This is a genomic window from Catenulispora pinisilvae (genome assembly GCF_015356865.1).
GTDB classification, from domain to species: domain Bacteria; phylum Actinomycetota; class Actinomycetes; order Streptomycetales; family Catenulisporaceae; genus Catenulispora; species Catenulispora pinisilvae.
The window spans coordinates 1-24,718 of sequence record NZ_JAAFZA010000072.1 but is presented as its reverse complement, the minus strand read 5'-3'; the positions used below and the strand labels follow the sequence as shown (position 1 = coordinate 24,718).

At 69.4% G+C, this 24,718-nt stretch carries 19 protein-coding genes and 1 pseudogene; 14 read left to right on the top strand and 6 right to left on the bottom strand.

Features of this window, described 5'->3' with window-relative positions:
• Positions 1–11: 11 nt before the first annotated feature.
• Positions 12–1,682, bottom strand: coding sequence for a urocanate hydratase (hutU, locus tag IZR01_RS20835; protein ID WP_194893957.1), 1,671 nt, complete (start codon positions 1,680–1,682; stop codon positions 12–14).
• A 90-nt stretch (positions 1,683–1,772) separates the two neighbouring features.
• On the opposite strand from hutU, the gene hutH reads away from it, so the two are divergent.
• Positions 1,773–3,326, top strand: a complete 1,554-nt coding sequence (gene hutH, locus IZR01_RS20830) for a histidine ammonia-lyase (RefSeq protein WP_194893956.1) — start codon at positions 1,773–1,775, stop codon at positions 3,324–3,326.
• Positions 3,327–3,456: 130 nt separating this feature from the next.
• Here the strand turns inward: hutH and IZR01_RS20825 are convergent, their stop codons facing one another.
• A complete protein-coding gene (locus tag IZR01_RS20825) occupies positions 3,457–4,224 on the bottom strand; it encodes a hypothetical protein (RefSeq protein ID WP_194893955.1) in 768 nt (255 codons plus the stop codon).
• A gap of 193 nt (positions 4,225–4,417) precedes the next feature.
• Between IZR01_RS20825 and IZR01_RS20820 the strand changes: the two genes are divergently transcribed.
• Complete coding sequence (locus IZR01_RS20820) at positions 4,418–4,843, top strand: hypothetical protein (RefSeq protein WP_194924801.1); 426 nt, start codon at positions 4,418–4,420, stop codon at positions 4,841–4,843.
• Positions 4,844–4,916: 73 nt separating this feature from the next.
• Here the strand turns inward: IZR01_RS20820 and IZR01_RS20815 are convergent, their stop codons facing one another.
• From IZR01_RS20815 to IZR01_RS20805, 3 genes are all read right to left on the bottom strand, one after another.
• On the bottom strand, positions 4,917–6,239 hold the full coding sequence (locus IZR01_RS20815; RefSeq protein ID WP_194924800.1) for an MFS transporter: 1,323 nt from the start codon (positions 6,237–6,239) through the stop codon (positions 4,917–4,919).
• On the bottom strand, positions 6,239–6,754 hold the full coding sequence (locus IZR01_RS20810) for an ArsR/SmtB family transcription factor (RefSeq protein WP_194893952.1): 516 nt from the start codon (positions 6,752–6,754) through the stop codon (positions 6,239–6,241). The genes IZR01_RS20815 and IZR01_RS20810 overlap by 1 nt, the downstream gene beginning before the upstream one ends.
• A 99-nt stretch (positions 6,755–6,853) precedes the next feature.
• Positions 6,854–7,792, bottom strand: a complete 939-nt coding sequence (locus tag IZR01_RS20805; protein ID WP_228554490.1) for a MurR/RpiR family transcriptional regulator — start codon at positions 7,790–7,792, stop codon at positions 6,854–6,856.
• Between the two features lie 125 nt (positions 7,793–7,917).
• Between IZR01_RS20805 and IZR01_RS20800 the strand changes: the two genes are divergently transcribed.
• Positions 7,918–10,146 (top strand): (Fe-S)-binding protein, encoded by a 2,229-nt coding sequence (locus tag IZR01_RS20800; protein WP_194924799.1) that lies wholly within the window; start codon positions 7,918–7,920, stop codon positions 10,144–10,146.
• Between the two features lie 129 nt (positions 10,147–10,275).
• Complete coding sequence (locus IZR01_RS20795) at positions 10,276–11,319, top strand: hypothetical protein (protein WP_194924798.1); 1,044 nt, start codon at positions 10,276–10,278, stop codon at positions 11,317–11,319.
• A gap of 336 nt (positions 11,320–11,655) precedes the next feature.
• On the opposite strand, the gene IZR01_RS20790 is transcribed toward IZR01_RS20795, so the two are convergent.
• Positions 11,656–11,859 (bottom strand): hypothetical protein, encoded by a 204-nt coding sequence (locus IZR01_RS20790; protein WP_194893948.1) that lies wholly within the window; start codon positions 11,857–11,859, stop codon positions 11,656–11,658.
• Positions 11,860–12,252: 393 nt separating this feature from the next.
• Between IZR01_RS20790 and IZR01_RS20785 the strand changes: the two genes are divergently transcribed.
• The 10 genes and pseudogenes from IZR01_RS20785 to IZR01_RS20740 all read left to right on the top strand — a co-directional run.
• Complete coding sequence (locus IZR01_RS20785; protein WP_194924797.1) at positions 12,253–13,233, top strand: helix-turn-helix domain-containing protein; 981 nt, start codon at positions 12,253–12,255, stop codon at positions 13,231–13,233.
• The gene (locus tag IZR01_RS20780) at positions 13,230–13,436 is read left to right on the top strand and encodes a DUF397 domain-containing protein (RefSeq protein ID WP_194924796.1); all 207 of its coding nucleotides are present in this window, start codon (positions 13,230–13,232) and stop codon (positions 13,434–13,436) included. The genes IZR01_RS20785 and IZR01_RS20780 overlap by 4 nt, the downstream gene beginning before the upstream one ends.
• 240 nt (positions 13,437–13,676) lie before the next feature.
• Positions 13,677–13,889: a DUF397 domain-containing protein gene (locus IZR01_RS20775; RefSeq protein ID WP_194924795.1), complete on the top strand. Its 213-nt coding sequence runs from the start codon at positions 13,677–13,679 to the stop codon at positions 13,887–13,889.
• Positions 13,890–13,972: 83 nt separating this feature from the next.
• On the top strand, positions 13,973–15,943 hold the full coding sequence (locus IZR01_RS20770; protein WP_194924811.1) for an HSP90 family protein: 1,971 nt from the start codon (positions 13,973–13,975) through the stop codon (positions 15,941–15,943).
• An 8-nt stretch (positions 15,944–15,951) separates the two neighbouring features.
• Positions 15,952–19,140, top strand: a complete 3,189-nt coding sequence (locus IZR01_RS20765) for a hypothetical protein (RefSeq protein WP_194924794.1) — start codon at positions 15,952–15,954, stop codon at positions 19,138–19,140.
• A gap of 164 nt (positions 19,141–19,304) precedes the next feature.
• Positions 19,305–19,787, top strand: coding sequence for a SigE family RNA polymerase sigma factor (locus tag IZR01_RS20760; protein ID WP_228559918.1), 483 nt, complete (start codon positions 19,305–19,307; stop codon positions 19,785–19,787).
• Positions 19,784–20,926 (top strand): hypothetical protein, encoded by a 1,143-nt coding sequence (locus IZR01_RS20755; RefSeq protein WP_194924792.1) that lies wholly within the window; start codon positions 19,784–19,786, stop codon positions 20,924–20,926. The genes IZR01_RS20760 and IZR01_RS20755 overlap by 4 nt, the downstream gene beginning before the upstream one ends.
• Positions 20,927–21,097: 171 nt before the next feature.
• Positions 21,098–22,381, top strand: coding sequence for an adenylosuccinate synthase (locus tag IZR01_RS20750; protein ID WP_194893941.1), 1,284 nt, complete (start codon positions 21,098–21,100; stop codon positions 22,379–22,381).
• Between the two features lie 128 nt (positions 22,382–22,509).
• Positions 22,510–23,871, top strand: coding sequence for an aspartate aminotransferase family protein (locus tag IZR01_RS20745; protein ID WP_194924791.1), 1,362 nt, complete (start codon positions 22,510–22,512; stop codon positions 23,869–23,871).
• A gap of 94 nt (positions 23,872–23,965) precedes the next feature.
• Positions 23,966–24,718: pseudogene (locus tag IZR01_RS20740) on the top strand (hypothetical protein); the annotation flags it as partial.

The following is a 24,718-nucleotide window of genomic DNA, read 5'->3' as shown; positions in this document are numbered from 1 at the left end:
CATGGACACTTTTACGCGTCACCCTCACGCATCGGCACTCGCACGCCGCGCTCGTCGGCGACCTCGTCGGCCCGGTCGTATCCGGCGTCCACGTGCCGGATCACCCCCATGCCCGGGTCGTTGGTCAGCACCCGGCGCACCTTCTCCCCGGCCAGCTTGGTCCCGTCGGCGACCGTCACCTGCCCGGCGTGGATCGAGCGGCCCATGCCGACGCCGCCGCCGTGGTGGATCGACACCCACGAGGCGCCGGAGGCCACGTTCACCATCGCGTTCAGCAGCGGCCAGTCCGCGATCGCGTCGGAGCCGTCGGCCATCGCCTCGGTCTCCCGGTACGGCGAGGCCACCGAGCCGGAGTCCAGGTGGTCGCGGCCGATCACGATCGGCGCGGCGAGCTCCCCGGAGGCGACCATGTCGTTGAAGCGCGCCCCGGCGCGGTCCCGTTCGCCGTAGCCGAGCCAGCAGATGCGCGCCGGCAGGCCCTGGAAGTGGACCCGCTCGCCGGCCATCTTGATCCACCGGGCCAGCGATTCGTTCTCCGGGAACAGGTCCAGGATCGCCTTGTCCGTCTTCGCGATGTCCGAAGCCTCGCCGGACAGCGCCGCCCAGCGGAACGGGCCCTTGCCCTCGCAGAACAGCGGACGGATGTAGGCCGGGACGAAGCCGGGGAAGTCGAAGGCCCGGGTGTAGCCGGCCAGTTGCGCCTCGCCGCGGATCGAGTTGCCGTAGTCGAAGACCTCGGCGCCCTTGTCCTGGAAGCCGACCATCGCCTCGACGTGCTTGGCCATCGACTCCCGGGCCCGCTGCGTGAACTCGGCCGGCTTGTCCTTGGCGAACTGCTTCATGTCGTGGAAGTCCATGCCCAGCGGCAGATACGCCAGCGGGTCGTGGGCCGAGGTCTGGTCGGTGACGATGTCGATCGGCGCGTCCATCGCCAGCAGCTGCGGCACCAGTTCGGCGGCGTTGCCCAGCACGCCGATCGACAGCGGCTCGCGCTTGTCCCGGGCCTCGGTCGCCAGCTGGAGCGCGTGGTCCAGCGAGTTCGCCTTCACATCCAGATAACCGTGCTCGACCCGGCGGTCGATGGAGCGCTCGTCGCAGTCGATGCAGACCGCCACGCCGCCGTTCATCGTAACGGCCAGCGGCTGCGCGCCGCCCATGCCGCCCAGACCCGCGGTCAGGGTGATGGTCCCGGCCAGGGTGTCGTGGAACTTCTTGGCGGCGACCGCGGCGAACGTCTCGTAGGTGCCCTGAAGGATGCCCTGCGTGCCGATGTAGATCCAGGAGCCGGCGGTCATCTGCCCGTACATGGTCAGGCCCAGGGCCTCCAGCCGCCGGAACTCCTCCCAGTTCGCCCAGTCGCCGACCAGGTTGGAGTTGGCCAGCAGGACGCGCGGGGCCCACTCGTGGGTCTGCATGACGCCGACCGGCTTGCCGGACTGCACCAGCATCGTCTCGTCGTTCTTCAGCGTCTGGAGCGTGCGCACCATCGCGTCGAACGACGCCCAGTTGCGCGCGGCCTTGCCGGTGCCGCCGTAGACGACCAGTTCGTCGGGGTGCTCGGCGACTTCCGGGTCGAGGTTGTTCATCAACATCCGCATTGCGGCTTCCTGCTGCCAGCCCTGCGCGGTGATGCTCGTGCCACGGGCGGCGCGCACCGGGCGCGGACCACTGGTCGCGGTCATTCCTGGACCCCTCTCATTCATGCGGGCGATCGACCGTATGATCTCATTCATTCAGACGGAGTCGGTACCCGACAAGGGAGCAGGGCATCAATGAGCCAGACAACGGTGATCGGTGAGGCGGATCTCACTTTCGGTGACGTCGTCGCCGTGGCCCGGGGCGGTGCCCGCGTCGAGCTGTCCGCGACCGCGCTGAAGGCGCTGGCCGAGGGCCGTGCGGTCGTGGAACGGCTGGCCGCGGCCCCGACTCCGGCCTACGGCATCTCGACCGGCTTCGGCGCGCTGGCCACCCGGCATATCGATCCGGAGATGCGCGCGCAGTTGCAGCGCTCCCTGATCCGTTCGCACGCCGCCGGAATGGGCCCGCTGGTCGAGCCCGAGGTGATCCGCGCGCTGACCCTGCTGCGGCTCAAGACGCTGGCCACCGGCCACACCGGCGTGCGCCCGGTGGTCGCCGAGACCATGGCCGCCCTGCTGAACTCCGGGATCACGCCGGCGGTGCGGGAGTTCGGCTCGCTGGGCTGTTCCGGCGACCTGGCCCCGTTGTCCCACGTGGCGCTGGTGCTGATGGGAGAGGGCGAGGTCGTCGGTGCGGACGGGGTTTCGGCGGTCCCGGCCGGCCCGGTGCTCGCCGAGCACGGCATCGAACCGCTGGAGCTGGCCCCCAAGGAGGGCCTGGCGCTGATCAACGGCACCGACGGCATGCTCGGCATGCTGATCCTGGCCCTGGGCGACCTGGCCGAACTGGTGAAGATCGCCGACGTCTCGGCGGCGATGTCGGTCGAGGCGCTGCTGGGCACCGACAAGGTCTTCCGCGCCGAACTTCAGGCCATCCGGCCGCATCCCGGCCAGGCCGCCTCGGCCGCGAACCTGATGAAGGTGCTGCACGGCTCGCCGATCATGGAATCGCACCGCGAGCCCAACGAGTGCACCCGGGTCCAGGACGCCTACTCGCTGCGCTGCGCCCCGCAGGTCGCCGGGGCCACCCGCGACACCATGGCGCACGCCGCGACCGTCGCCGAACGCGAACTCGCCTCGATCATCGACAACCCGGTGGTGCTGCTGGCCGACGGCCGCGTGGAGTCCAACGGCAACTTCCACGGCGCCCCGGTCGCCATGGTGCTGGACTTCCTCGCCATCGCCGCGGCGGACCTCGGTTCCATCGCCGAGCGCCGCACCGACCGGATGCTCGACGTGGCGCGCTCGCACGGTCTGCCGCCGTTCCTGGCCGACGACCCGGGCGTCGACAGCGGCCTGATGATCGCGCAGTACACGCAGGCCGCCTTGGTCAGCGAGAACAAGCGGCTCGCGGTCCCGGCGTCGGTGGACTCGATCCCGTCCTCGGCGATGCAGGAGGACCACGTCTCCATGGGCTGGTCGGCCGCGCGCAAGCTGCGCACCGCGGTCGACAACCTGCGCCGGATCCTGTCCGTCGAACTCGTCACCGCCGCGCGGGCGTTGGAGCTGCGCGCGCCGCTGAAGCCGGCCGCCGGTACCGGCGCGGCCGTGCGGGCACTGCGGGACGCCGGAGTCGGCGGCCCCGGGCCGGACCGCTTCCTGTCGCCGGAGCTGCGCGCCGCCGAGGACGCGGTGAAGTCCGGCGCGGTGGTCGCGGCCGTCGAGACGGCCGTGGGACCGCTGAACTGAGGCTCTTCCCGCCTCACCTAGACCGGCGCGCGCCCGTGGGTTCCAGCCCCGCTGGCGCGCGCCGCTTTTCCGGCCGGTGCTGCGTCTCCAGGTTCTCAGGCGCTGCCTTCGCGCTCTCGCCGGTGCTGTTTCAGCTGCCGGAGAGGCGCTGCGCCATCGCCGCCAGGAGCGAGGCGTCGAGTGCGGGGTTGTAGTCGTGGTCGCTGCTCATGCGGAGTGTGAGCGCCGCGATCTTGGTGCCTTGGAGGACGAACAGGGTGTGGGTGACGCTGCCCTGCGCTTCGGGGGCCAGCCAGGCGAAACTGGTCGCCGTCTGCACCGTGACGCGGTCGCACTTCGGGGTGGACAGCGTCATCTGCTTCGCCGCGTTGCTTGCCGAGTCGAAGGCGTAGATGTCCTCGGTCGCCATGGTCTGGCTGTTCGCTGAGTGGTAGACGCCTTCCCAGACTCCGTGGGTCAGCTGCGTCCCCAACGCGTTGTCGCAGACGGTCGGCAGCGGGTGCTCGACGTTGAGTTCCCAGAGCTGCGGTGCCGTCCATTGGTAGACCGGCCAGTCGGGAAGGCTGCTCTGCCGCAGGAACTCGGCGGTGATGGGGGCGGGCGCGCTGTTCGGCGGACTCGCCGCGGTCGGGGTGGATACCGGCGCGCGTGTGGCGCTCGGCGATGAGGCGGCGGAGCCGGAGGCGCTGGTCGCTGTCGAGCCGGTGTTCGGGCCGGTGGCGCTCGTGCTCGTGGTGCTAGCGCTTGTGGCGATAGTGCTCGTGGTGCCGACGGTCGGGCTCTTGGCGGTTGGCGACCCGGCAGAGGCCGCGCTCGCGCACGCGCCGAGCAGTGCGCTCAGCGCGATCGCGCAGCCGGCGGCGATCGCGGTCGTGCGCGACCGTGGTGTCTCCATCATCGAATTCCCCGTTCGACAGTGATTCGGCTGTGACTGGTGTCGTGACTGGTGCTGTGACTGGTGCCGTGCTGCCTGTTACGACGTGTGACCATGGGAGTGGGTTGCTCGCCCGATGCGGGGTAGGGCTGGCACCACCAGGGCTCGGGGGCGACCGTCATGGCAGGGTGTACCCAGGTCACCCGATCATGGACTCATGCGGCTGAGATTTTCGGTGTGGGCCAGGACCCTGATGGCGTCCCAGGCGGCCCGGCACAAGATGGCGATCACCTTCGTCGGCTCGGCGATCGTGCTGGTCGGCTGGATGGTGTTCCTGGCCAGCACCCTGCACGGCCGGGCGGTGGTCAGTCACTGGTCGACCGTGTGGATCGGGCTGGACACCATGGAGGCGCTGGCCCTGGCCACCCTCGGCATCCTGCTGATGCGGCACGACCACCGGGCCCGCACCGCCGCCACCGTGGCCGCGACGCTGTTCGGCATGGACGCCTGGTTCGACGTGATGCTGTCCAGCAGCGGCGGGGATTTGGCCCAGGCACTGCTGCTGGCGGTGGTGTTCGAGATACCGCTGGCCGCGGCGTGCGCCGGGATCGCGCGGCAGACCGCGCGCTGGTACGACGTCTGAGATCTGATGTGCAGTGCTGACCGAGCAGCCCCGGCCCGAGCAGCGCCGGCCGGTCGCAGTGGCCTGAGCGATGTCAGGCCATTGCGAGCACGTCGGCCGCCTGGCCGCTGGCTGCCGGAGCGTCGGCCGCCTGGCCGCTGGCCGCCAGAGCGTCCGCGGCCTCCCGCTCCCGCCGTTCCGCCGCCTCGGCCAGCGCGGCCTCGATCCGCTTGTTGCTCGTCAGCCGAGCCGCGACCACCGTCATCGACATCAGGATCCCGGCCCCCAGGATGAACGGCGCGCGCAGCCCGGCGACGTGCGCCAGCCACCCGCCGAACACGGCGCCCGCCGGCCCGGCGCACAACGCGATCAACCGTGCGGTCGCGGCGACCCGGCCCATCAGGTGGTCCGGCACGATCGCCTGCCGCACCGCCGGACCCACGCCCATCGTGGTGCCGATGCCCATGCCGAGGGCGATCTCGCCGATGCCGGCGATCCACGCGTTGGGTGACAGCCCGATCCCCAACAGCGCCACGCCCTCCACCATGGCGGTCAGCGTCAGCGTCCCGCCGGTGCCGAGCCGGGCCGCCAGCCACGCCGCCACGAACGACCCGCCCAGCGCCCCGACCGCGCCGGCCGTCAGGTAGATGCCGTAGGCGGAGGTGCCCAGGTGCAGGGTCTGCTTCACGAACAGCACCAGCACCGCGTTGGCGCCCATGAAGGCGAAGTTCCCCAAGGCGGGCCGCAGGGCCAGCCCCACCAGCAGCCGGTTGCCGAACAGGTACGCCGCGCCCTCCCGCGCCTCGCGCAGCAGCGAGCCGCGCGGCTGGGCTGGTTTCGGCGCCGACTTGGGCAGCGTCCAGATCGTCAGGGAACTGACAAGGAACGACAGCGCGTCCCCGAAGATCGGCACCGCCCGCCCCAGCCCGAACAGCAGCGACCCGGTCGGCGGCCCGACGAAGCCGCCGAACGCCTGCTGCGTGCCCTGCAACCGGGCGTTCGCCCGCTGCAAGGTGTCCAGGTCGCGGTCCAGCAATTCCGGCAGCAGGGCGGTCGAGGCCGTGTCGAAGAACACCTGCCCGATCCCCAGCAGGAAGGCGGCCGCGAAGAGCAGGTAGAGGTCCGCGGCGCCGGCCGTCACGAGCGCCGTCACCAGGGCCAGCAACAAGAACCGGCACAGGTCCGCGGCCACCATGGTGCGCCGCCGGTCCAAGCGGTCCACCAGTGCGCCGCCGAGCATCCCGAAACACAGCCAGGGCAGCATCGCGCAGGCTTCCAGGGTGCCGAGCAGCACCGTGTTGTGCGTCATGGTCAGGGCGAGCAGCGGCAGCGCCGCGAAGTAGATGCCGTCGCCGATCGACGAGACCGCCGAGGCGGTCCATATCCGGTGGAACTGTGCGGGGAGCTTCGAGGCCATCAGAGGTCCTTCGGTCGGTAGAAAGCGAGAAACAGGTCGGCCGCCGGCTGCGAGGGGTCCGAGGCCTCGTGCAGTTCCTCGACCAGCGCCGTGATCCGGTTGTTGAACTCCTCCCAAGCCGCCGGGCTGAGCCGGGCGTGCTTCAGGAACATCCGCTTCTGGTCGCTCGGTGGCGCGGCCTCGATATCGGCCAGCGCGTGCCGCATCAGCGTCTCCGGCTGTCCGGGCCCGGGATCCGGCAGTTCGATCCGCCGTCCGGTCATCGCGTAGTACTGCTCGGTGACGCCGCCGACCTTGCGCGTCTGGACGACCGCGACCAGCCCGGCCTTCGCCAGTACCTTCACGTGGTGGTTGGAGCTGCCCTTGGCGATGCCGAGCCGCTCGGCGAGCTGCGTGATGGTCGCCGGGCCGTCCCGGAGCACGCGCAGGATGCGGTGCCGGGTATGGCTGGCGACGGCGCGCAGTTGTTCGTCGCTCTGGATGTGGATGCTGTCGGGATCTTCGGAAGCGGTCACGGTCCTATGGTCAAGGAGTCTTGACCGTCGGTCAAGAGTTCTTGACCAACTGATCGCGCGAGCGCTCGCACGATGGGTGGTTTTGTTTGGCTACGTCGCTTACTTGACGTAGAACCCGCGGGTCTCCGCCAGCGCCTCGTACGCCTCCAGGCGTTCCTGCGTCCGCTCCGGGGCGGCGTCGGCCAGCGCCTGGAGCAGCAGGGCGGCGAACGCCATCGGCGCCGCGTGCGAGTCGAAGACGGACCGCGATCCGACGCCGACCGGCAGCAGCACATCCGCCAAATGGGCGAATGGCACCAGCGGCACGTCGGTCACTACAGCTGTCTTTAGCCCGAGTTCTCTGGCGTTCTGTAGAACGACTACAGACTCCGCCGAATAGCGCGGTAGTACGAAGGCGACGAGCCACGTACCGCCAGCCGCCTTCGCCTGGAGCAGCGCCTCATGGGCCGGGGATCCCGGAGTGTCGATGGCCCGTACATCCGGGTGGATGCGGGCGGCTCCATAAGCGAAGTACGACGCGATCGGTGCGGACATCCGCAGGCCGATGACCGACAGCGGCTCCGAACCGGCGAGGTCACTGCCGAGTCGGGCCAACCGGGCCGGATCGGCGGCGTACTTGTGCAACGCCTCCAGGTTCGCCTGGTCGCTGGCCAGCGCGGAGTGCAGCTCGTTCCCCGCCAGCTGCTCTCCGCGGAACCCCTGCTCGGGGGCCCGGAGGGCTATCGGCCGCAGCGCGGCCCGCAGCTCCGGGTAACCCGAGAAGCCCAATGCGGCGGCGAACCTGGTCACCGAGGGCTGGCTCACCCCGACCCGCTCCGCGAGCTCCATGCTGGACAGGAAGGCGACCTCTGGAAGGTTCTCCAGAAGGTAATGCGCTATCCGGCGCTGTGCCGGCGACAGCCGTCGGCCGTCCAACAGCGCCAGCAGCTCGTCCGCAGGTGGGAGCGAGGAGGTCGGCCGCGCTATAGGCGATGTAGTAGGAGTCACAGCATCAGGAGCCGTCACAGCCTTCCCTCCTCCCTGCGCGACTGCCAACATCACTTGTGGCGCGCCAGAAGTTACTCGTCAGTAGGATAATCTGGGGCCTCGACTACCGTACCCTCCGTACGGACGGTGATCGGGATGTGTCCGTCGATACGCACGTGTAGGAGGAGACCGAGGCTATGCAGCTCGCAGCCATCGTCGTCTCGCTGGTGATCTCAGTCATCGGCTTCGGTCTGCTGGGCCGGACCGCCGTTTACATCTACCAGTTCGTGAAGCTCGGGCAGTCGACCGCGCCGGGCGCGCGCACCGGCCAGCCGCTGGAACGCACTAAGACCCTCTTCCGGGAGTTCGCGATCCACACCCGGCTGGCCCGCAAGGGCAAGCGCTGGATCGGCGCGATGCACTGGGTGGTCATGGTCGGATTCGGCCTGCTGTTCTTCACCCTGGTGACCGCCTACGGCCAGCTGTTCTCGGCGGACTTCGCGATCCCGCTGATCGGCCGCTGGTGGCCGTTCGAGTTCGTCACCGAAGTGGTCAGCTTCGTGATGATCCTGGCGATCATCGGGCTGATCGGCGTCCGGCTGCGCAACCGCCCGGCGGGCGCCGGCTCGAAGGAGAAGGGCAAGCGCTCGCGCTTCTTCGGCTCCACGATGTGGCAGGGCTACTTCGTCGAGTGGGTCATCCTGCTCATCGGTGTGTGCATCATGCTGCTGCGCGGCTTCGAGGGCGCGCTGGGCCACCACCTCTCCTACAGCGCGCACTACCCGGTCAGCTACCCGCTGATCCACGCCTTCGACGGCATGTCGCGCGGTTCGCTGGAGAACGGCATCTACGCGGTCGCGATGATCAAGATCGTCATCTCGATGATCTGGGCCATCACCATCGGCCTGAACTCCACGATGAGCGTGGCCTGGCACCGGTTCCTGGCCTTCCCCAACATCTGGTTCAAGAAGAAGGACGACGGCGGCACCGCGCTGGGCGCGCTGAGCCCGATGGTCTCCGGCGGCGTGCCGATCGACTTCGAGGACCCGGCGGAGGACGCCAGGTTCGGCGTCGGTGCGGTCGAGGACTTCACCTGGAAGGGCCTGCTGGACTTCTCGACCTGCACCGAGTGCGGCCGCTGCCAGGACCAGTGCCCGGCTTGGAACACCGACAAGCCGCTGTCGCCGAAGCTGCTCATGCTGGGCCTGCGCGACCACGCGGCCGCCAAGGCGCCGTACCTGTTCGCCGGCGGCGGCAAGGACCTCGAAGGCAACGAGAAGCTGGCCGAGGAGAAGTGGCTCTCGCTGCCGGACATGGTCCGGGCCGAGGCCGAGCGGCCGCTCATCGGCACCGCCGAAGAGAACGGCGTCATCGACCCGGACATCCTGTGGTCCTGCACCACCTGCGGCGCCTGTGTCGAGCAGTGCCCGGTGGACATCGAGCACGTCGACCACATCGTCGACATGCGCCGGTATCAGGTGATGATCGAGTCCTCGTTCCCGTCCGAGGCGGGCACGATGCTGAAGAACCTGGAGAAGGCGCAGAACCCCTGGGGCATGCAGCCCAAGAAGCGCACCGAGTGGATCGCCGAGCTGGACTTCGAGGTGCCGGTCTTCGGCGAGACGCTGGAGGACATCTCCGAGGTCGAATACCTCTACTGGGTCGGCTGCGCCGGCTCGCTGGAGGACCGCGCGAAGAAGACCACGAAGGCGTTCGCCGAGCTGCTGCACATCGCCGGCGTGAAGTTCGCGGTCCTGGGCGGCGCGGAGTCCTGCACCGGCGACCCGGCCCGCCGCCTGGGCAACGAGTTCCTGTTCCAGATGCTCGGCCAGGGCAACGTGGAGATGCTCAACGAGGTGTTCGGCGAGGACACCCCGCGGGAGAAGCGCAAGATCGTGGCGACCTGCCCGCACTGCTTCAACTCACTCGCCAACGAGTACCCGCAGCTCGGCGGCGAGTACGACGTCATCCACCACACCCAGCTGCTGGACACCCTGGTCTCCGAGGGCAAACTGACCCCGGTCACCCCGATCGACCAGAACATCACCTACCACGACCCCTGCTACCTGGGCCGCCACAACAAGGTCTACACCCCGCCGCGCGAGATCATCGCCAAGGTGCCCGGCCTGAAGAACACCGAGATGCACCGCTGCAAGGAGAAGGGCTTCTGCTGCGGCGCCGGCGGCGCGCGGATGTGGATGGAGGAGCGCCTCGGCAAGCGGATCAACGTCGAGCGCGTGGACGAGGCACTGTCCACCAACCCCGACGTGATCTCCACGGCCTGCCCGTACTGCCTGGTGATGCTCGGCGACTCGATCACCGCTCGCAAGCAGGCCGGCGAGGTGCCGGAGTCGATGGAGGTCGTGGACGTCGCGCAGCTGCTGCTGACTTCGGTCAAGCCCGCGCCGGCCCCGGCGAACGCCTGAGCCGTCGAGGCCGGCGATGATCAGCCGGTAAAGGCGTGACAAAGAACCGCGACCTGTAGACGATCAACAGTTCGACGCTGCTAGCCTCGCCTCCGCAGGGTATGGGATACCGCGGAGGTGGGGCTTTCAGTGTCTTTCGACGAGCCAGGGGACGACTACCTGGACGACCTGTCCCGGACGCGTGATGAGGGCTCCCGATATCCGGCTTCGGCGCCGCCCGGCCCCGCCGACGACGACTACGACTTCGACACCGGCGGGGTCAGCCGCTCCGGCTCGGAGAACGAGCCGACCACGCCGCTGCCGACGCGCAGCCGGCCGGTGCTGCCGCCGGATCCGCCCTCGCGGTGGCGGCAGCGGGGCGGCCGGGTGTGGCGGTTCACCCGCACGCTGGCGTTCACCGTCCTGGTGCTGGCCGGGCTGGCGGCGATCGGCGACGTGCTGATCAACCACTACCCGCGGACCAGCCGGCACACGTATGCGTACTCGAATGTGCAGCAGCTGCTGGTCGCGGTGGACGGCAACGGCTCGATCGACATCACCGGCACGGACTCCGAGCAGGTGACCATCAAGGCGGTGGACAAGGGCACGCTGCTGGAGCCGGTGGAGCGGCAGATCATCAGCAGCGGCGGCTGGCTGATCGTGAGCGTGCACTGCCCGAACAACGAGTGCTCCTCCAAGTACGACATCCAGGTCCCGCGCTCCATGTCGGTGGACGCGATCATGGACCACTCCAGCGACCAGGCGGACATCAGCGCCACCGGACTGTCCGCGGCGGTGCGGCTGTTCACCGGGCGGGGCAACGTCACGATGAACCACCTGGCCACCACCTCCGACGTGAGCGTGACGGCCAACGGGCAGGTCGAGGCCACGGATGTGAGCGCGGCCAACCTGGAGGTGTTCGCACCGATCGGGGACAAGATAGACCTGGGGGTGGCCGGGGACATCGCCAACATCCAGAACATCCGGGTCACGGCCGGGCAGCCGGCCGAGGTGACGTTGACCGTGCCGGCCGGCGGGTACCGGATCTCGTGTGTCCCCTCGGGGCACTGCACCGGGGCGAGCGGGGACATCACGCAGGATCAGACCGGGCCGGTGCACGAGGATCCGAACTCGACGCACAACATCCAGGTGAACGTGGTGCAGAACACTGCGAAGATCCAGGCGGCCGGCTGAGCCCGGCTGAGCCCGGCTGCTCGCCGTAGACGCCACGCGGCGCGCCCCCGATCTGTTCGGGAGGCGCGCCGTTTTTGCCGTCCAGCGGTTCTGCTGTGTAGCGGTCTTGCCGTCTTGCGGCCTTGCTGTGTAGCGGTCTTGCTGTCCAGCTGTTCAGTTGTCCTAGATGCGGATAGCCGGGATGCGGTTCCTACCGCTTCCGGTCACGGTCGATGCCTCTGCCGAGTACGCGCTTGGCGTCGGAGAGGTACTGGAGAAGGCGTCCTATGAGGTACGCCGAGAAAACGCCACCGAAGATGATCAGTACTTCCAAAGGGGTCCTCACCTCCCACCGCTTCAGGCCGCGAGCCCGAGCTCGCCGTCAGCGGAGTCCGCCGGCGGCATCCACGGGCACTGCGGGCACCGGGACGGCCAGCACCGGGCACACTGGCCCAGTCCCGGATCGGCGCCGTCGGGCACCGCGTCCCTCCGGCCGGCCAGGTAAGCCGCCCAACTGGCCTGCTGGGTCCGCTCCTGGTCGGCGACCCAGGGCTGCACCATCGCAGCACCGAAGCACAAGGTGCAGGTCAACCGGGCCTTCCCGATCCGGCCCCGCACACACCGCGGGCATTCCTCCAGGCCGGCGGACGGTGATTGGTCACGGGGCGTGGGGGTAGAAATCTCCACGAGGTTCCTCCCGTTCTCTTCGAGTGATATCGGCTGGGGGCCTCTCTCGCCGGGTCGGCGCCGCACTACGTCGACTCGGCTTTCTCATTGCTCCAGGCGGGTGGCTTCTTAGCAGAGCCCTGTCGCGTACCCCTGTCTTAGTTGTACGATGCTCCTCGTTCGACAGAGCTGTCAATTGCCAGGTGAACTTTCTGAGTGAACCTGCAACAGGCATCTACCACACGGTGGTTGCCTCATGAATGTGCCCACAGAACTTGCATACGGAACATGCCCGACGGCAAGGAGGCCGACGTGCGAGCCAACCAGCGGAACCAGCCGGTGACCGGGATCAATGTTCTGCGGTGGGAGCTCGGCAGCGAGTTGCGCACGCTCCGACTCGCGGCCGGAAAGAGCATCGCTGACGCTGCCAGGTGTCTGGAGTGCTCGGACGCGAAGATAAGCCGGATGGAGAACGGTCAGCGCGGGGCCGTTGCCCGGGACGTGCGCGACCTGTGCAAGTTCTACGGGGTGCCGGCGCAGCGGCGGGACCAGCTGATGACGCTCAGTCGTGAGGCGGCGGCGGCTGATCAGGCCACGGTCACGACGATCGCCGCCCGCTATTCGACCTATGTCGCGCTCGAGTCCCAGGCGCGAACTCTCCGAACCTATGAGGCCACGTTCGTCCCGGGGCTGCTCCAGACATCGCGGTATTCACGCGCGGTCATCGCGCAGAACGGCGGCGGGGATCTCGCGGAAGAGGACGTGGCGCAGCGGATCCAGATCCGTTCGGACCGGCAGCGGCGGCTGTGGGGCAGCGATGAAGACCTACTTCAGGCTCACTTCATCATTGACGAGAACGTCCTGTGGCGTCCCGCGGGTGTCAATCCAGAGACCCGCGCGATCCGCGAAGAACAGATCGATCGCTTGATTCGCGCGACGATGCTTCCCCACGTGACGCTACAGATCATCCCCTATGAGGCTGGTTTCTATCAGGGGATGGAGGGAGCGACCATCAACCTGCTGAATCTCGACGAGGGGCCGAGGACCAGCAGCACCTGCTATCTCGAAGGCATGTTCATGGAGCTCTTTGTCCGCGGACACGGGGAGATCGCGACGATCGGGGCGAAGTTCGCGAAGATGTCCGAGACGGCGCTGTCCCCGACGGATACCCGTAAGTTCTTGATGAGGCTGGCTCGCGGCAACTACGAACACTGGTCTTCCGCACGGCCATCCGGGCCGTCGGAACGGAGAAAGGTAGCCATGTCATGATCGACACCGACGGCCTGCAATGGCGCAAGGCCGCTGCCAGTTCGGCAAACGGCTCTTGTGTTGAGCTGGCGCCGGGGGGACGCGGGGCGGTGCTTCTCAGGGACTCGAAGAACCCGAAGGGTGCAGTGTTGACCTTTACGCGTGCGGAGATCGCCGCGTTTCTTGATGGAGCGAAGGCTGGAGAGTTTGACGACCTGGCCTGACCGCCGACACCGCACCATGTTCTTGCCTCACCTATAGCCGACCCGGTCGAAGGTGTCGACGAACGCTCCACGCCCACAAGGCAAGGGGCGTTCGCGTACATTCGCGATCATTGAGTGAGCGCCCACCTGTGTCGTTACCACGGCAAAGTCTTGGTAATGGGAGACTTGCGGCGATTCGCTACCTGTACCAACGGGTAGGAAGAACTCCCGGTACGGCGCGTCAATACGGGAGGGCAGTCTATGGATATCGATCAAGACAAGGCGCGTTGGATCAAGTCCAGTGCGTCGGGCGGCACTGGTGGCGCCTGCGTCGAGACCACAAGCGTCAAGGCGGACGAGATCCTCGTCCGCAACAGCCGGGACCGCACTGGCCCCGTCCTGTCCTTCACCAAGGCTGAATGGGTCGCCTTCGTGGCGGGGGTGAAGGCCGGGGAGTTCGACGCGATCGTCTGAATCCGTCGCGGTTGCGGCCATTCCGGCGCCGGGTGTCGCCGCGGGTGCGTAGCATCGAGCCCGTGTCGTCGTCCGAGAAGCCGCTGGTCTCCAAGTCCGCGTCCGCCGCCACTGATGCCGGTGGGCGTGGTCTTCCGTCTGTGCACGCCTTCCAGGTGGATCTGCGGGGGATCGTCGATCTGCTGTCGCACCATCTTTACTCCAGTCCGCGGGTGTTCGTGCGGGAACTGCTACAGAACGCGGTGGACGCGATCACTGCGCGGCGGGTGGTGGATCCCGGGGCGCCCGCTGTGGTGCACGTCATCGCGGACGGGGCGCAGGTGCAGGTGCGGGACAGTGGGATCGGGCTGACCGAGGACGAGGTGCACCGGTTCCTGGCCACGATCGGGCGTAGTTCGAAGCGGGGTGTGGCCGGTGTGGCCGGCTCGGCCGGGGTCGCCGACGGCGCCGCCTTCGGGGACGGGCTCGGCGGCTTCGGTGATGCGGAGAGCCTGCTGGAGCGGGGTCGCGGTGACTTCCTCGGGCGGTTCGGCATCGGGTTGCTGGCCTGCTTCGTGGTCGCCGACGAGATCTCCGTCGTGACGAAGTCCGCGGTCGACGTCGCGGCGCCGGCCGTCGAATGGCGCGGGGCGGCGGACGGGCATTACGACATCAGGATCCTGGCCCCCGAGGAGTCGCCCGCCCAGCCCGGCACCACCGTCACCCTGAAGCCCAGCCCTGGCAAGGAGTTCTGGTTCCAGGCGCCGCGCGTCGTGGAACTGGCGCGGGACTTCGGCAGCCTCCTGCCTTATGAAACAGTCCTCGAAGACGAGGCTGGCTACACCTATCGGATCACCGAGACTCCGCCGGTGTGGGATCGCGAGTACCCCTCGCCGGGCACGCGCTTCGAGGCGCTGGCGGCGTACTGCCAGGACATCCTCGGCTTCGCGCCGTTGGACATCATCGAGCTGAATATTCCGCTGCTGGGCATCAAGGGTGCCGCCTACATCCTGCCCACCGCGGCCACCACCTCGGAGCAGGGCGGGCACCGGGTCCACATCAAGGGCATGCTGCTCACCGACCAGGCCCGCGGCCTGTTGCCGGACTGGGCCTTCTTCGTCCGCTGCGTCATCGACACCGACGCGCTGCGCCCGACCGCCTCTCGCGAGGCCCTGTACGAGGACGACCGTCTCGCCGCGGTGCGCGAAGCGCTCGGCGACCGGGTCCGGGACTGGCTCGCCGGGCTGGCCGCCACCGATCCGCCTCGCCTGAACCGGCTGCTGGCCGTGCACTACCTCGGCGTCAAGGCCCTGGCCCGCTTCGACGACGACCTGTTCGCCCTCACCCTGCCTTGGCTCCCGTTCGAGACCACGGCCGGCCGCATGCCGCTGACCGCCTTCGCCGACCAGCACCGCGTCGTCCACCTGACGGCCGGGGACGAGGAGTTCCAGCAGGTCTCGCAGATCGCCGCGGCCGCCGGCCTGGGTGTGGTGAACGGCGGCTACACCTACGACGCCGACCTGGTGCGCAAGCTGCCGCGGGCGCTGCCCGGGGTCACCGTCGTGGACCTGGACCCGGAGACGATCGCCGCGCACCTGGACACGGTCGACCCGGCCGAGGAACTGGCCGCCGGCCCGCTGCTGGCCACCGCCCGCCGGGTTTTGGACACCCTGGACTGCGACGCGGCCCTGCGTGCCTACCATCCGGTGACCATCCCCGCGCTGCTGCTCGACGGCCGCGAGGCCCGGCACGAGCGGGCCCGGGTCGACGCCGAAGCCGAGGCCGCCGCCGACGGCGACGACCTGTGGGCCGGCATCCTCGGCGCGCTGCGCAGCGTCGGACCGCGGGCCCGGCTGGTGCTGAACCACCGCAGCCCCTTGATCCAGGGCCTGATCGAGCTGGAGGACGCCGAACTGGCCGCCACCGGCATCGAGGCCGTCTACGGTCAGGCGCTCCTGCTGTCCAAGCGCCCGATCCGCTCCGGCGAGTCGGCCCTGCTCAACCGGGCCTTCCTGGGCCTGCTGGCGCACGCGGTGGGGCAGCGGCCGGCAAGCCAGGCTGAAGAAGAAGGCTGAGTCCGGCGATGGCCAGCACGAGCGAGGCGGCGTTCCAGCGCCAGGCCTGGACCCCGGAGGGATTGCGCGCCGCCCTCGAAGCGAACGAGAACGAGCCGGCCGGCCGGGCCCGTTCGGTACGCGCCGAGGCGCTGCTGGCCGCCGCCGACAAGCTGGCCGATCCCGAGACCCAGATCTGCGCGCTGCACACGGTGATCGAGGCCTACGAGCGCGGCGGCGAGAGCTTCCGCTCGCCGGTGTTGTTCTCCCGGCTTCTGCGCTTGTGGGATCGCCACGGCAAGACCCTGCGCGACGCCAGCCGCCTGGAGTACGAGACGCACTGGGTCTTCAAGTGGATGACCTCCGACCTGCTCTCGGTCCCGGAGGTCCCGCTGGCGACGGTCCACGGTTTCGTCGACGAGATGGAACGCCGCTACCGCCTGGCCGGCTACGGCCTGCGCGCCGTCCACGACCAGCGCTTCCGGATAGCGCAGCATCTGGGCGACGTCGCCCAGGCCGAGAAGCACTTCGGGCGCTGGCTGGCGGCCGAGCGCGACGCGATGAGCGACTGCCGGGCCTGTGAGCACCTGGCGCAGGGGGTCTGGCGTGCGCAGCGCGGCGACGACGTCGCCGCGCTGCGGCTGTGGCGGCCGACCGTCGAGAACGAGATCGCGTGTCTGGACGAGCCCGCGAGCACGTTGGCCGCCTCGCTCAAGCCCCTGCTGCGGTTGGGACGCTTCGACGAAGCGCGCTCCAATCACCTGCGGGGATACCGCCTGCTTCAAGGTCACGTCGAGCTGCGCGCCGCCTTCGGATGGCACATCGAGTTCTGTGCGCTGACTGGCAACGGGGTGCGGGGTCTGGAGATCCTCGCGGAGAATCGGCGGCTGTTCGATCCGCCTTTCGAGCCGCTGGACTACCTGGAGTTCTTGGCGTGCACCGCGTTGCTGTTGCGCGGCCACGTCTCGACCTCGACCTCGACCTCGGACAAGACGGTGGCCGGGCCGAAGGGGCGGGACTGGCCGCTCGCGGAGCTGTCGGCCCGCGTGCGGTCGGAGCTCGACGGCCTCACGGCCCGCTTCGACGCCCGCAACGGCAACGACGCGGTGAGCTCGCGGGTGGCCGCCACGCTGGCGCAGACGCCGCTGATCGAGAAGCTGACGCTGACCGTGCCACTGCCGCGTCCGACCGTCCCGCCGCAGCTGATGCCGCACCTCGTGCTGCCGACGCAGCGCGGGCCGGTCACCGAGCCGCCCGACCCGGACGCCGACGCCGACTTCGACGAACTGCTCGCCGAGGCCCGCCGGCTGTTCAACGTGGCCCACCCCGGCGCGATGAAGATGTGGGAGCGGGTCGCGATGGCCGCCGAGCGGCGCGGCATCGAGCTGGATCCGGAGGCGCGGGCCCAACTCGCCGAGGAGCGGGCCGCCGACGCGCTCGAACGCGAGGATCTGGAACGTGCCGTCACGCTGCTCGGTGAGGCGGTCGAGCGTTACGAGGCCGGGGGGTGGGAGGGGCGCGCCGTCGCGGTGCGGGCTCGGAAGCTGTTGGCCGAGGCGTTGACTCAGCGGACGTACCAACCGATTCCGGAGTCGGCGCTGGCCGAGCTCTACGCGACTGCTCGGGTCTTGCACGCGCGGGGGCTGGCCGAGCCGGAGGACATCCTGACTGTTCGGCGGGCGCAGGCTTTTGAAGCGCGCCGGACGACCGAGACCTATCCGGCTGTCGATCTCGAGGCTGACGGTAGTGGCGACCTCGATGACGACCACGATGGTGGCCGCCGCGTACGCGGTGATGACCATCGCGCCAGCGACACCGACCGCGCCAGCGACACCGACCGCGACACCGACCGCGACACCGACACCGACACCGACACCGACCGCGACACCGACACCGACACCGACCGCGACACCGACACCGACACCGATACCGACATGGACCGCGACCGCGAATCAGCCTTCGAAGCCTTCGCGGCCAGCGTCGAGGCCCTGCTGGCCGACGCGATCGAGTTCGACGTCCCGGCCCGCGCGGCGGCCGCGCACACCATGCGCGCCGAGATCGCCCAGCGCCAGGGCCGGCCGGAGGAGTCGGTGCCGGAGCTGTTGGCGGCCATAGCTTTGTACGACCGTGCCGAGCGTCCGTGGGCGAATCTGCACCCGAACATGCTCCTCGCCCAGGCCTACCTCGCCTCCGACCGCGACGCCGACGCCGAGCGGGCTGGGGTGGCCGCCTTGGACATCGCCGACCGCTGGCCCGAGCAGCGCTTCCCGGCCGGCTACACCCGCCAGGTGCTGGCCAACGCCACCGGCGGGCAGGGCCGCTACGACGTCAGTGCCGAGCACGCGTTGCACGCCGTGGCGTGGGCTGATCAGCACGGCGTCCCGGACCTGGCCGCCAGCGCCCGGCACAGCCTCGCGTTCGCCTACGAACAGCTCGGCCAGGACGCGGACGCCGCGGCGATCCTGGAATCCGCGCTGCCGGAGATGGTCCGGTACCTCGACGACCCGACCGTGGTCAACGCGCGCTGGGCGTTGGCCCGCTGCCTCGGCCGCCTGGAGGACTACCGGGGCGCCGCCGAGCAGTACCTGCTGGCCGCGGCGATCGCCGAGCACTTCCCGCAGCAGGGCGGGCACGCGATGCTCGCCGCGTCCGCCGGGCACGCGCTGCGGGCCGCCGGACTGCCGGACGAGGCGCGCCGGGCGTTCGACCGGGCCGTGATCCTGCTGCGCGTGCTGCCGGACCCGATCAACCTGGCCAAGACCCTCAGGGCACTGGCCTGGGTGACGTTCGGCGAGTCGGAGGAGACCGCGCACGACAGCGAGCGCGAGGACGTCCTGGACCAGGTGCTGCTGTTGTTCGCGGAGGCGGCGCAGGTGCTGGAGGCGGCCGAGGCATCCGGCGGGTACGAGCGCGACGCCCAGGTGATCGCCTACGAACTGGCCGAGACCGACGACCAGCTGGCCCGGCTGCACCTCAACGCCGACCTCGCCGACAAGGCGATGCCGTACGCCGAGCGCGCCGCCGTCGGCTTCCGGGCCCTGCTTCCGCACAGCGCGATGGACTACGACTTCTCCGAGCAGATGGTGGCCTGGCTGCTGGACCGGTACGGGAGCCGGGACGCGGCGCTCGAGCGGCTGCGCGAGGCCATCGCGGCGTGCACGGAGGCCGGGGTCGAGGCGGTGCGGTGCACGGCGTTCCTGGATCAGCTTTCGGACTGAGCCGGTGCACTGTGCGTGCCGGCACCGCGGCCGACAAATTACCCTGCTTTCCCATGCAACGATCCGGGCCCGACCGGTCCTCTTCAGCGGCATGAAGCACGAAGCGGGGGGTCCGGGTGCGGGGTGACGACACCGACGGTTACGACGTGGAGTTCCGCGAGTACATGGTCAGTCGCTGGGGCGGCCTGGTCCGGTTCGCCTACGGGCTGACCGGCGACCGCGGCCACGCCGAGGACCTGGCCCAGACCGCGCTGGCGAAGGCGTACGCCTCCTGGTCCCGGGTCCGGCGCGCGGAGGACCCGGACGCCTACGTCCGCAGGATCCTGATCAACGCCAACCACCGCCGCTTCCGCAAGCGCCGGGTCGAGGAGCGCACCGGCGACGTGCCGGTGGACGTCCTCCAGGGCCTGACCATTGCGGACGACACCGGCGCCTTCGACGAACGCGAGGCACTGATGTCGGCCCTGATGGAACTGCCGCCCAAGCAACGCGCGGTCGTGGTGCTCCGCTACTGGGACGGCCTGACGGAGACCCAGGCCGCCACGGTGCTCGGCTGCTCGGTCGGCACCGTGAAGAGCCAGGCCTCGCGCGCGCTCGCGAAGCTGCGGGCCAGCGCACAGCTTCAGGACAGGAGTTTGACACTGTGAGCGAGGACGAGCTGATCAGCCTGCCCGACGAGCCTGACGAGCTCGAAAAGCTAGAAGAGTCAGAACGGCTCGCAGACCCCGAAGAGGACCAGTTGTTCACCGACCTGGGCCGCTTCCAGACCGGCGCGATCCCGGTCGATGCCGTGCTGAGGCAGGGCAAGGCGATCCGCCGGCGGCGCCGCGTGGTCGGCAGCGGGCTGGTGGCGACGGCGGCGGCGCTGACCATCGCGGTGCCGGTGGCGCTGGCCGGGGGGAGCGGCCGGGCGGTGTCGGCGGCGTCGGGCCCCAGGATCGTGGTGAACCAGCCGGTGGTGAGCGGGTCCGATGGGTTCCAGTTCTCCGGCATGTTCGACGGCAAGAAGTGGTCGCTGAAGCTACTCCCTAGCTGCGGCTTCGGACAGTCATTGCCCAATGGCGATTGCATGGCCATGATGACCGGCGTACCTCCTGTCACCACACCGGTGGACTTGTCTGTGGACGACGTGAAGGGCCCAGGAAGCGATTACTACTTCTACGCGCTGGAGTACGGCCCAGAGACCGCCTACGCGGTGGTGACGCTCGGTACGGGGGAGCAGGTCACGGTGCCCGGCATCGATGTTGACAGCACTCACCGCACCGCCTGGTTCCCGGCCCCGCCTTCGACCCCGATTTCGAAGATCGTCGCCTATCGCAAGGACGGTACAGAGATCGGCCAAACTCCGGACTGGGGGAAGGACATTGCGGATCCCGAGACCCTCGCCACCTGGTACCGGCCGGATGGCACGCTGATGTACCCGGTGCCGGACGTGGAAGTCGCCAAGGGCACGACCGGCGGCGTCGCCTGGTCGATCGAGGTGACCTTGGGAAAGATCGGCCGGTGCTTCTTGTATCGAATCGGCTCGGTCCCGACGACCGTGTGCGCGGCCTCTGGGGCGGCGCCGAAGGCCTACATGAACAACATCGGCAAGCCCGGCCCGAAGGATGGCGTCGTCATCGGCGAGGCCGCCGGCGGGGTCACCCGCGTCGACGTCACCTATAAGGACGGCACCGTCAAGCACATCACCCCCGTCGTCTCGAACGGCCACGCCTTTGTCGGCACCTACGTCCCCGCCGGCGCCACCGTGGTCTCCATCACGTCCGTGACCGGCACGAACGGCTAACAACAGGCCAACCGGAATGGCCATTCCCGGTCACGACGCGGTAAACTCTTGCCGCAAGAGCCCCTGTCGCCGCTTGCGACCAGGGGCTTCCGTCGTTTTACACAAAGACGCGTCGCCCTAGAGGGACCTACTGGCAGCTAGTAGGCGTCTAAGCGTTGGAAAGGCACTTCCATGCCCGCTCTCGTGCTCGTCGGCGCCCAGTGGGGCGACGAAGGCAAGGGTAAGGCCACGGACCTGCTCGGCGGCTCGGTCGACTACGTCGTCCGTTATCAGGGCGGCAACAACGCCGGCCACACTGTCGTCATCGGCGACCAGAAGTACGCGCTGCACCTGCTGCCCTCCGGCATTCTCTCGCCCGGCTGTGTGCCGGTGATCGGCAACGGCGTGGTGATCGACCCCGCGGTGCTGTTCGCCGAGCTCGACGGCCTGGACCAGCGCGGGGTGGACACCTCCCGGCTGCTGATCTCGGCGAACGCGCATCTGATCACTCCTTACCACCGGACCATGGACAAGGTCACCGAGCGGTTCTTGGGCAAGAACAAGATCGGGACCACCGGCCGGGGTATCGGGCCGACCTACGCGGACAAGATCAACCGGATCGGGGTGCGGGTCCAGGACCTGTTCGACCCCTCGATCCTGCGGCAGAAGGTCGAGGGCGCGCTGCGCGACCGGAACCAGATGCTGGTGAAGGTGTACAACCGGCGCGCGCTGAGTGCCGAGGCGGTGGTCGAGGAGTACCTGGGGTACGCCGAGCGGCTGCGGCCGATGGTCGCCGACACCTCGCTGGTCGTGAACAAGGCCCTGGACGACGGCAAGGTGGTGCTGCTGGAGGGCGGCCAGGGCACGCTGCTGGACGTGGACCACGGCACCTATCCGTTCGTCACCTCCTCGAACCCGACCACCGGCGGGGCGTGCACCGGCGCCGGCATCGGCCCCACCCGCATCACCCGCACCATCGGCATCCTGAAGGCGTACGCCACGCGCGTCGGGGCCGGGCCGTTCCCGACCGAGCTGTTCGACGAGAACGGCGAGGCGCTGCGCCGCATCGGCCACGAGTACGGCGTCACCACCGGCCGGGACCGGCGCTGCGGCTGGTACGACGCGCCGGTGGCCCGTTACGCCTCCCGGGTGAACGGCCTGACCGACTTCTTCCTCACCAAGCTGGACGTGCTGACCGGCTTCGAGCGGATCCCGGTCTGCGTCGCCTACGACGTGGACGGCGTGCGGCACGACGAGATCCCGATGACGCAGACCGACTTCCACCACGCGACGCCGGTCTACGAGGAACTGCCGGGCTGGACCGAGGACATCTCGGGCTGCAAGACCTTCGAGGACCTGCCGAAGAACGCCCAGTCCTACGTCAAGGCGCTGGAGGACATGTCCGGCGCGCCGATCTCGGCGATCGGCGTCGGGCCGGAGCGCAACGCCACGATCCAGGTGCGCTCGTTCCTGTGAGGGCTGTGCTCGTTTCTTAAGGGCTGCGTCCGTTTAAGGGCTGCGCTCGTTCCTGTAAGGGCATAGTGGCGATCCCTTGACACGTTGCGGCCTCCCGATCGGGAGGCCGCAACGGTACGTTCTGAGGTATGACTGACGACCTCAAGGCGGCCGGCGCCCAGGTTTTCGCCGACGACCGCGCCCACGTGTTCCACAGCTGGTCCGCGCAGGGGGCCATCAGTCCGGTCCCGATCGCCGGCGCCGAAGGTTCCTATTTCTGGGACTACGACGGCAACCGCTACCTGGACTTCTCCTCCCAGCTGGTGAACACCAACATCGGCCACCAGCACCCCAAGGTGGTCGCGGCGATCCAGGAGCAGGCCGGCAAGCTGTGCACGATCGCGCCGTCGTTCGCCAACGACGTGCGCGGCCAGGCCGCCCGGATGATCGCCGAGCTGGCCCCGGGCGACCTGAACTACGTCTTCTTCACCAACGGCGGCGCCGAGGCCGTGGAGAACGCGGTCCGGCTGGCCCGCCTGCACACCGGCCGCTCCAAGGTGCTCTCCACCTACCGCAGCTACCACGGCTCCACCTCGACGGCCATCTCCCTCACCGGCGACCCGCGCCGCTGGGCCAACGACGCCGTGGGCCAGTCCACCGGCGGCGCCGTGCACTTCTTCGGCCCGCACCTGTACCGCTCCCACTTCCACGCCACGACCGAGGCCGAGGAGTGCGAGCGCGCGCTCAAGCACCTTGAGGAGACAATCCAGTACGAGGGCCCGGCGACCATCGCCGCGGTCATCATGGAGACCATCGTCGGCACCGCCGGGGTCCTGATGCCGCCGGCGGGTTACCTGGCGGGTGTGCGCGCGCTGTGCGACAAGTACGGCATCCTCTACATCGCCGACGAAGTGATGGCCGGCTTCGCGCGCTCGGGCGCCTGGCTCGCGATCGACCACTGGGGCGTCACCCCGGACCTGATCACCTTCGCCAAGGGCTCCAACTCCGGCTACGTCCCGGTCGGCGGCGTCATCATCTCCGAGAAGATCCGCGAGACCTTCAAGGACCGCGTGTACCCGGGCGGCCTGACGTACTCCGGGCATCCGCTGGCGTGCGCCTCGATCGTCGCGACCATCAACGCGATGAAGGAGGAGAAGACCATCGAGCACGCGGCGTGGCTCGGCGAGGAGGTCTTCGGCCCGGAGCTGCGCGCGATGGCCGAGCGGCACCCGAGCGTCGGCGAGGTGCGCGGGGTCGGCGCGTTCTGGGCGCTGGACCTGGTCCGCTCGAAGGAGACGCGGGAGATGCTGGTGCCGTACAACGCGGCCGGCGCGGACGCGGCGCCGATGAACGAGCTCGCGGCGGCGATGAAGGCCCGCGGCGTGTGGCCGTTCATCAACTTCAACCGGCTGCACGTGGTGCCGCCGTGCAACATCTCCGAGGAAGACGCGCGCAAGGGGCTGGCGGCACTGGACGAGGCGCTGGCGGTCGTGGACGTGTACGCGAGCTGAGAGGCGGTGTCGGCGGGTACCCGCCTCATCTGCTGATACGCGGTTGTTCGCGTCCTGAGATCGATCAAGGGGTGGACACCACTAAAGTTGCCACATGAGCCACGAGGTGGTGTTCCTCCCGCACATCCTGGGCCAGACCTGGTCCCAGGCCCTGGCCGCCGCGCGCACGGCGGCCCGCGAGGAGGACCCGAGGATAGTGGCCGCGCGCCTGGAGCCGTGGCCCGACCTCGTCCTGCACGCCGCGGAGATCCTCGGCCAGATCCAGGAGTACCGCGGCCGCGGCCAGCGCGAACTGCTGCACCCGGTGACCAGGCTCAGGTTCACCTTCTTCGGCGAGGACGGCGTCATCGCGCTGCCGTACTGGTACGACGGCCCGGTGGCGCGCATGGCCGCGACGATGGCGTTCCGCTTCGCGCACGCGGTGGAGGACGACACCGGGTTGGCGGCGTACGACCCGCAGCAACGCACCCCGCTGGCCGAGATGGGACTGGAGAAGTTCGTCGCGGGGTACCTGCGCGGCCGCGACAGGGCGCTGGGCCAGACGCAGGCACGCGGCCCGGTACCGGTCGGCCACGCGCTGCCGAGCGGGCGGAGCGCTTCGCGGCGCGAGTTGGCGGCGGGGCCCTCGGCGCGCGACGCCGGTGGGGCGCGGGAGCCGCGGCCGGTGGCTGATGCACGGCCCGGGGGCGGCGACCCGCGCACCGGGCAGTCGGCGCGAGCGGCGGATTCGGGCGGATCGGCGGGTGCGGGCTGGCTGCGGCGCGGCGGGAAGCCGGCGCGGGGTGAGCAAGCACGGGGTGAGCAAGCACGGGGTGAGCGGGCCGGGGCACGGCAGGATGCTGAGCGG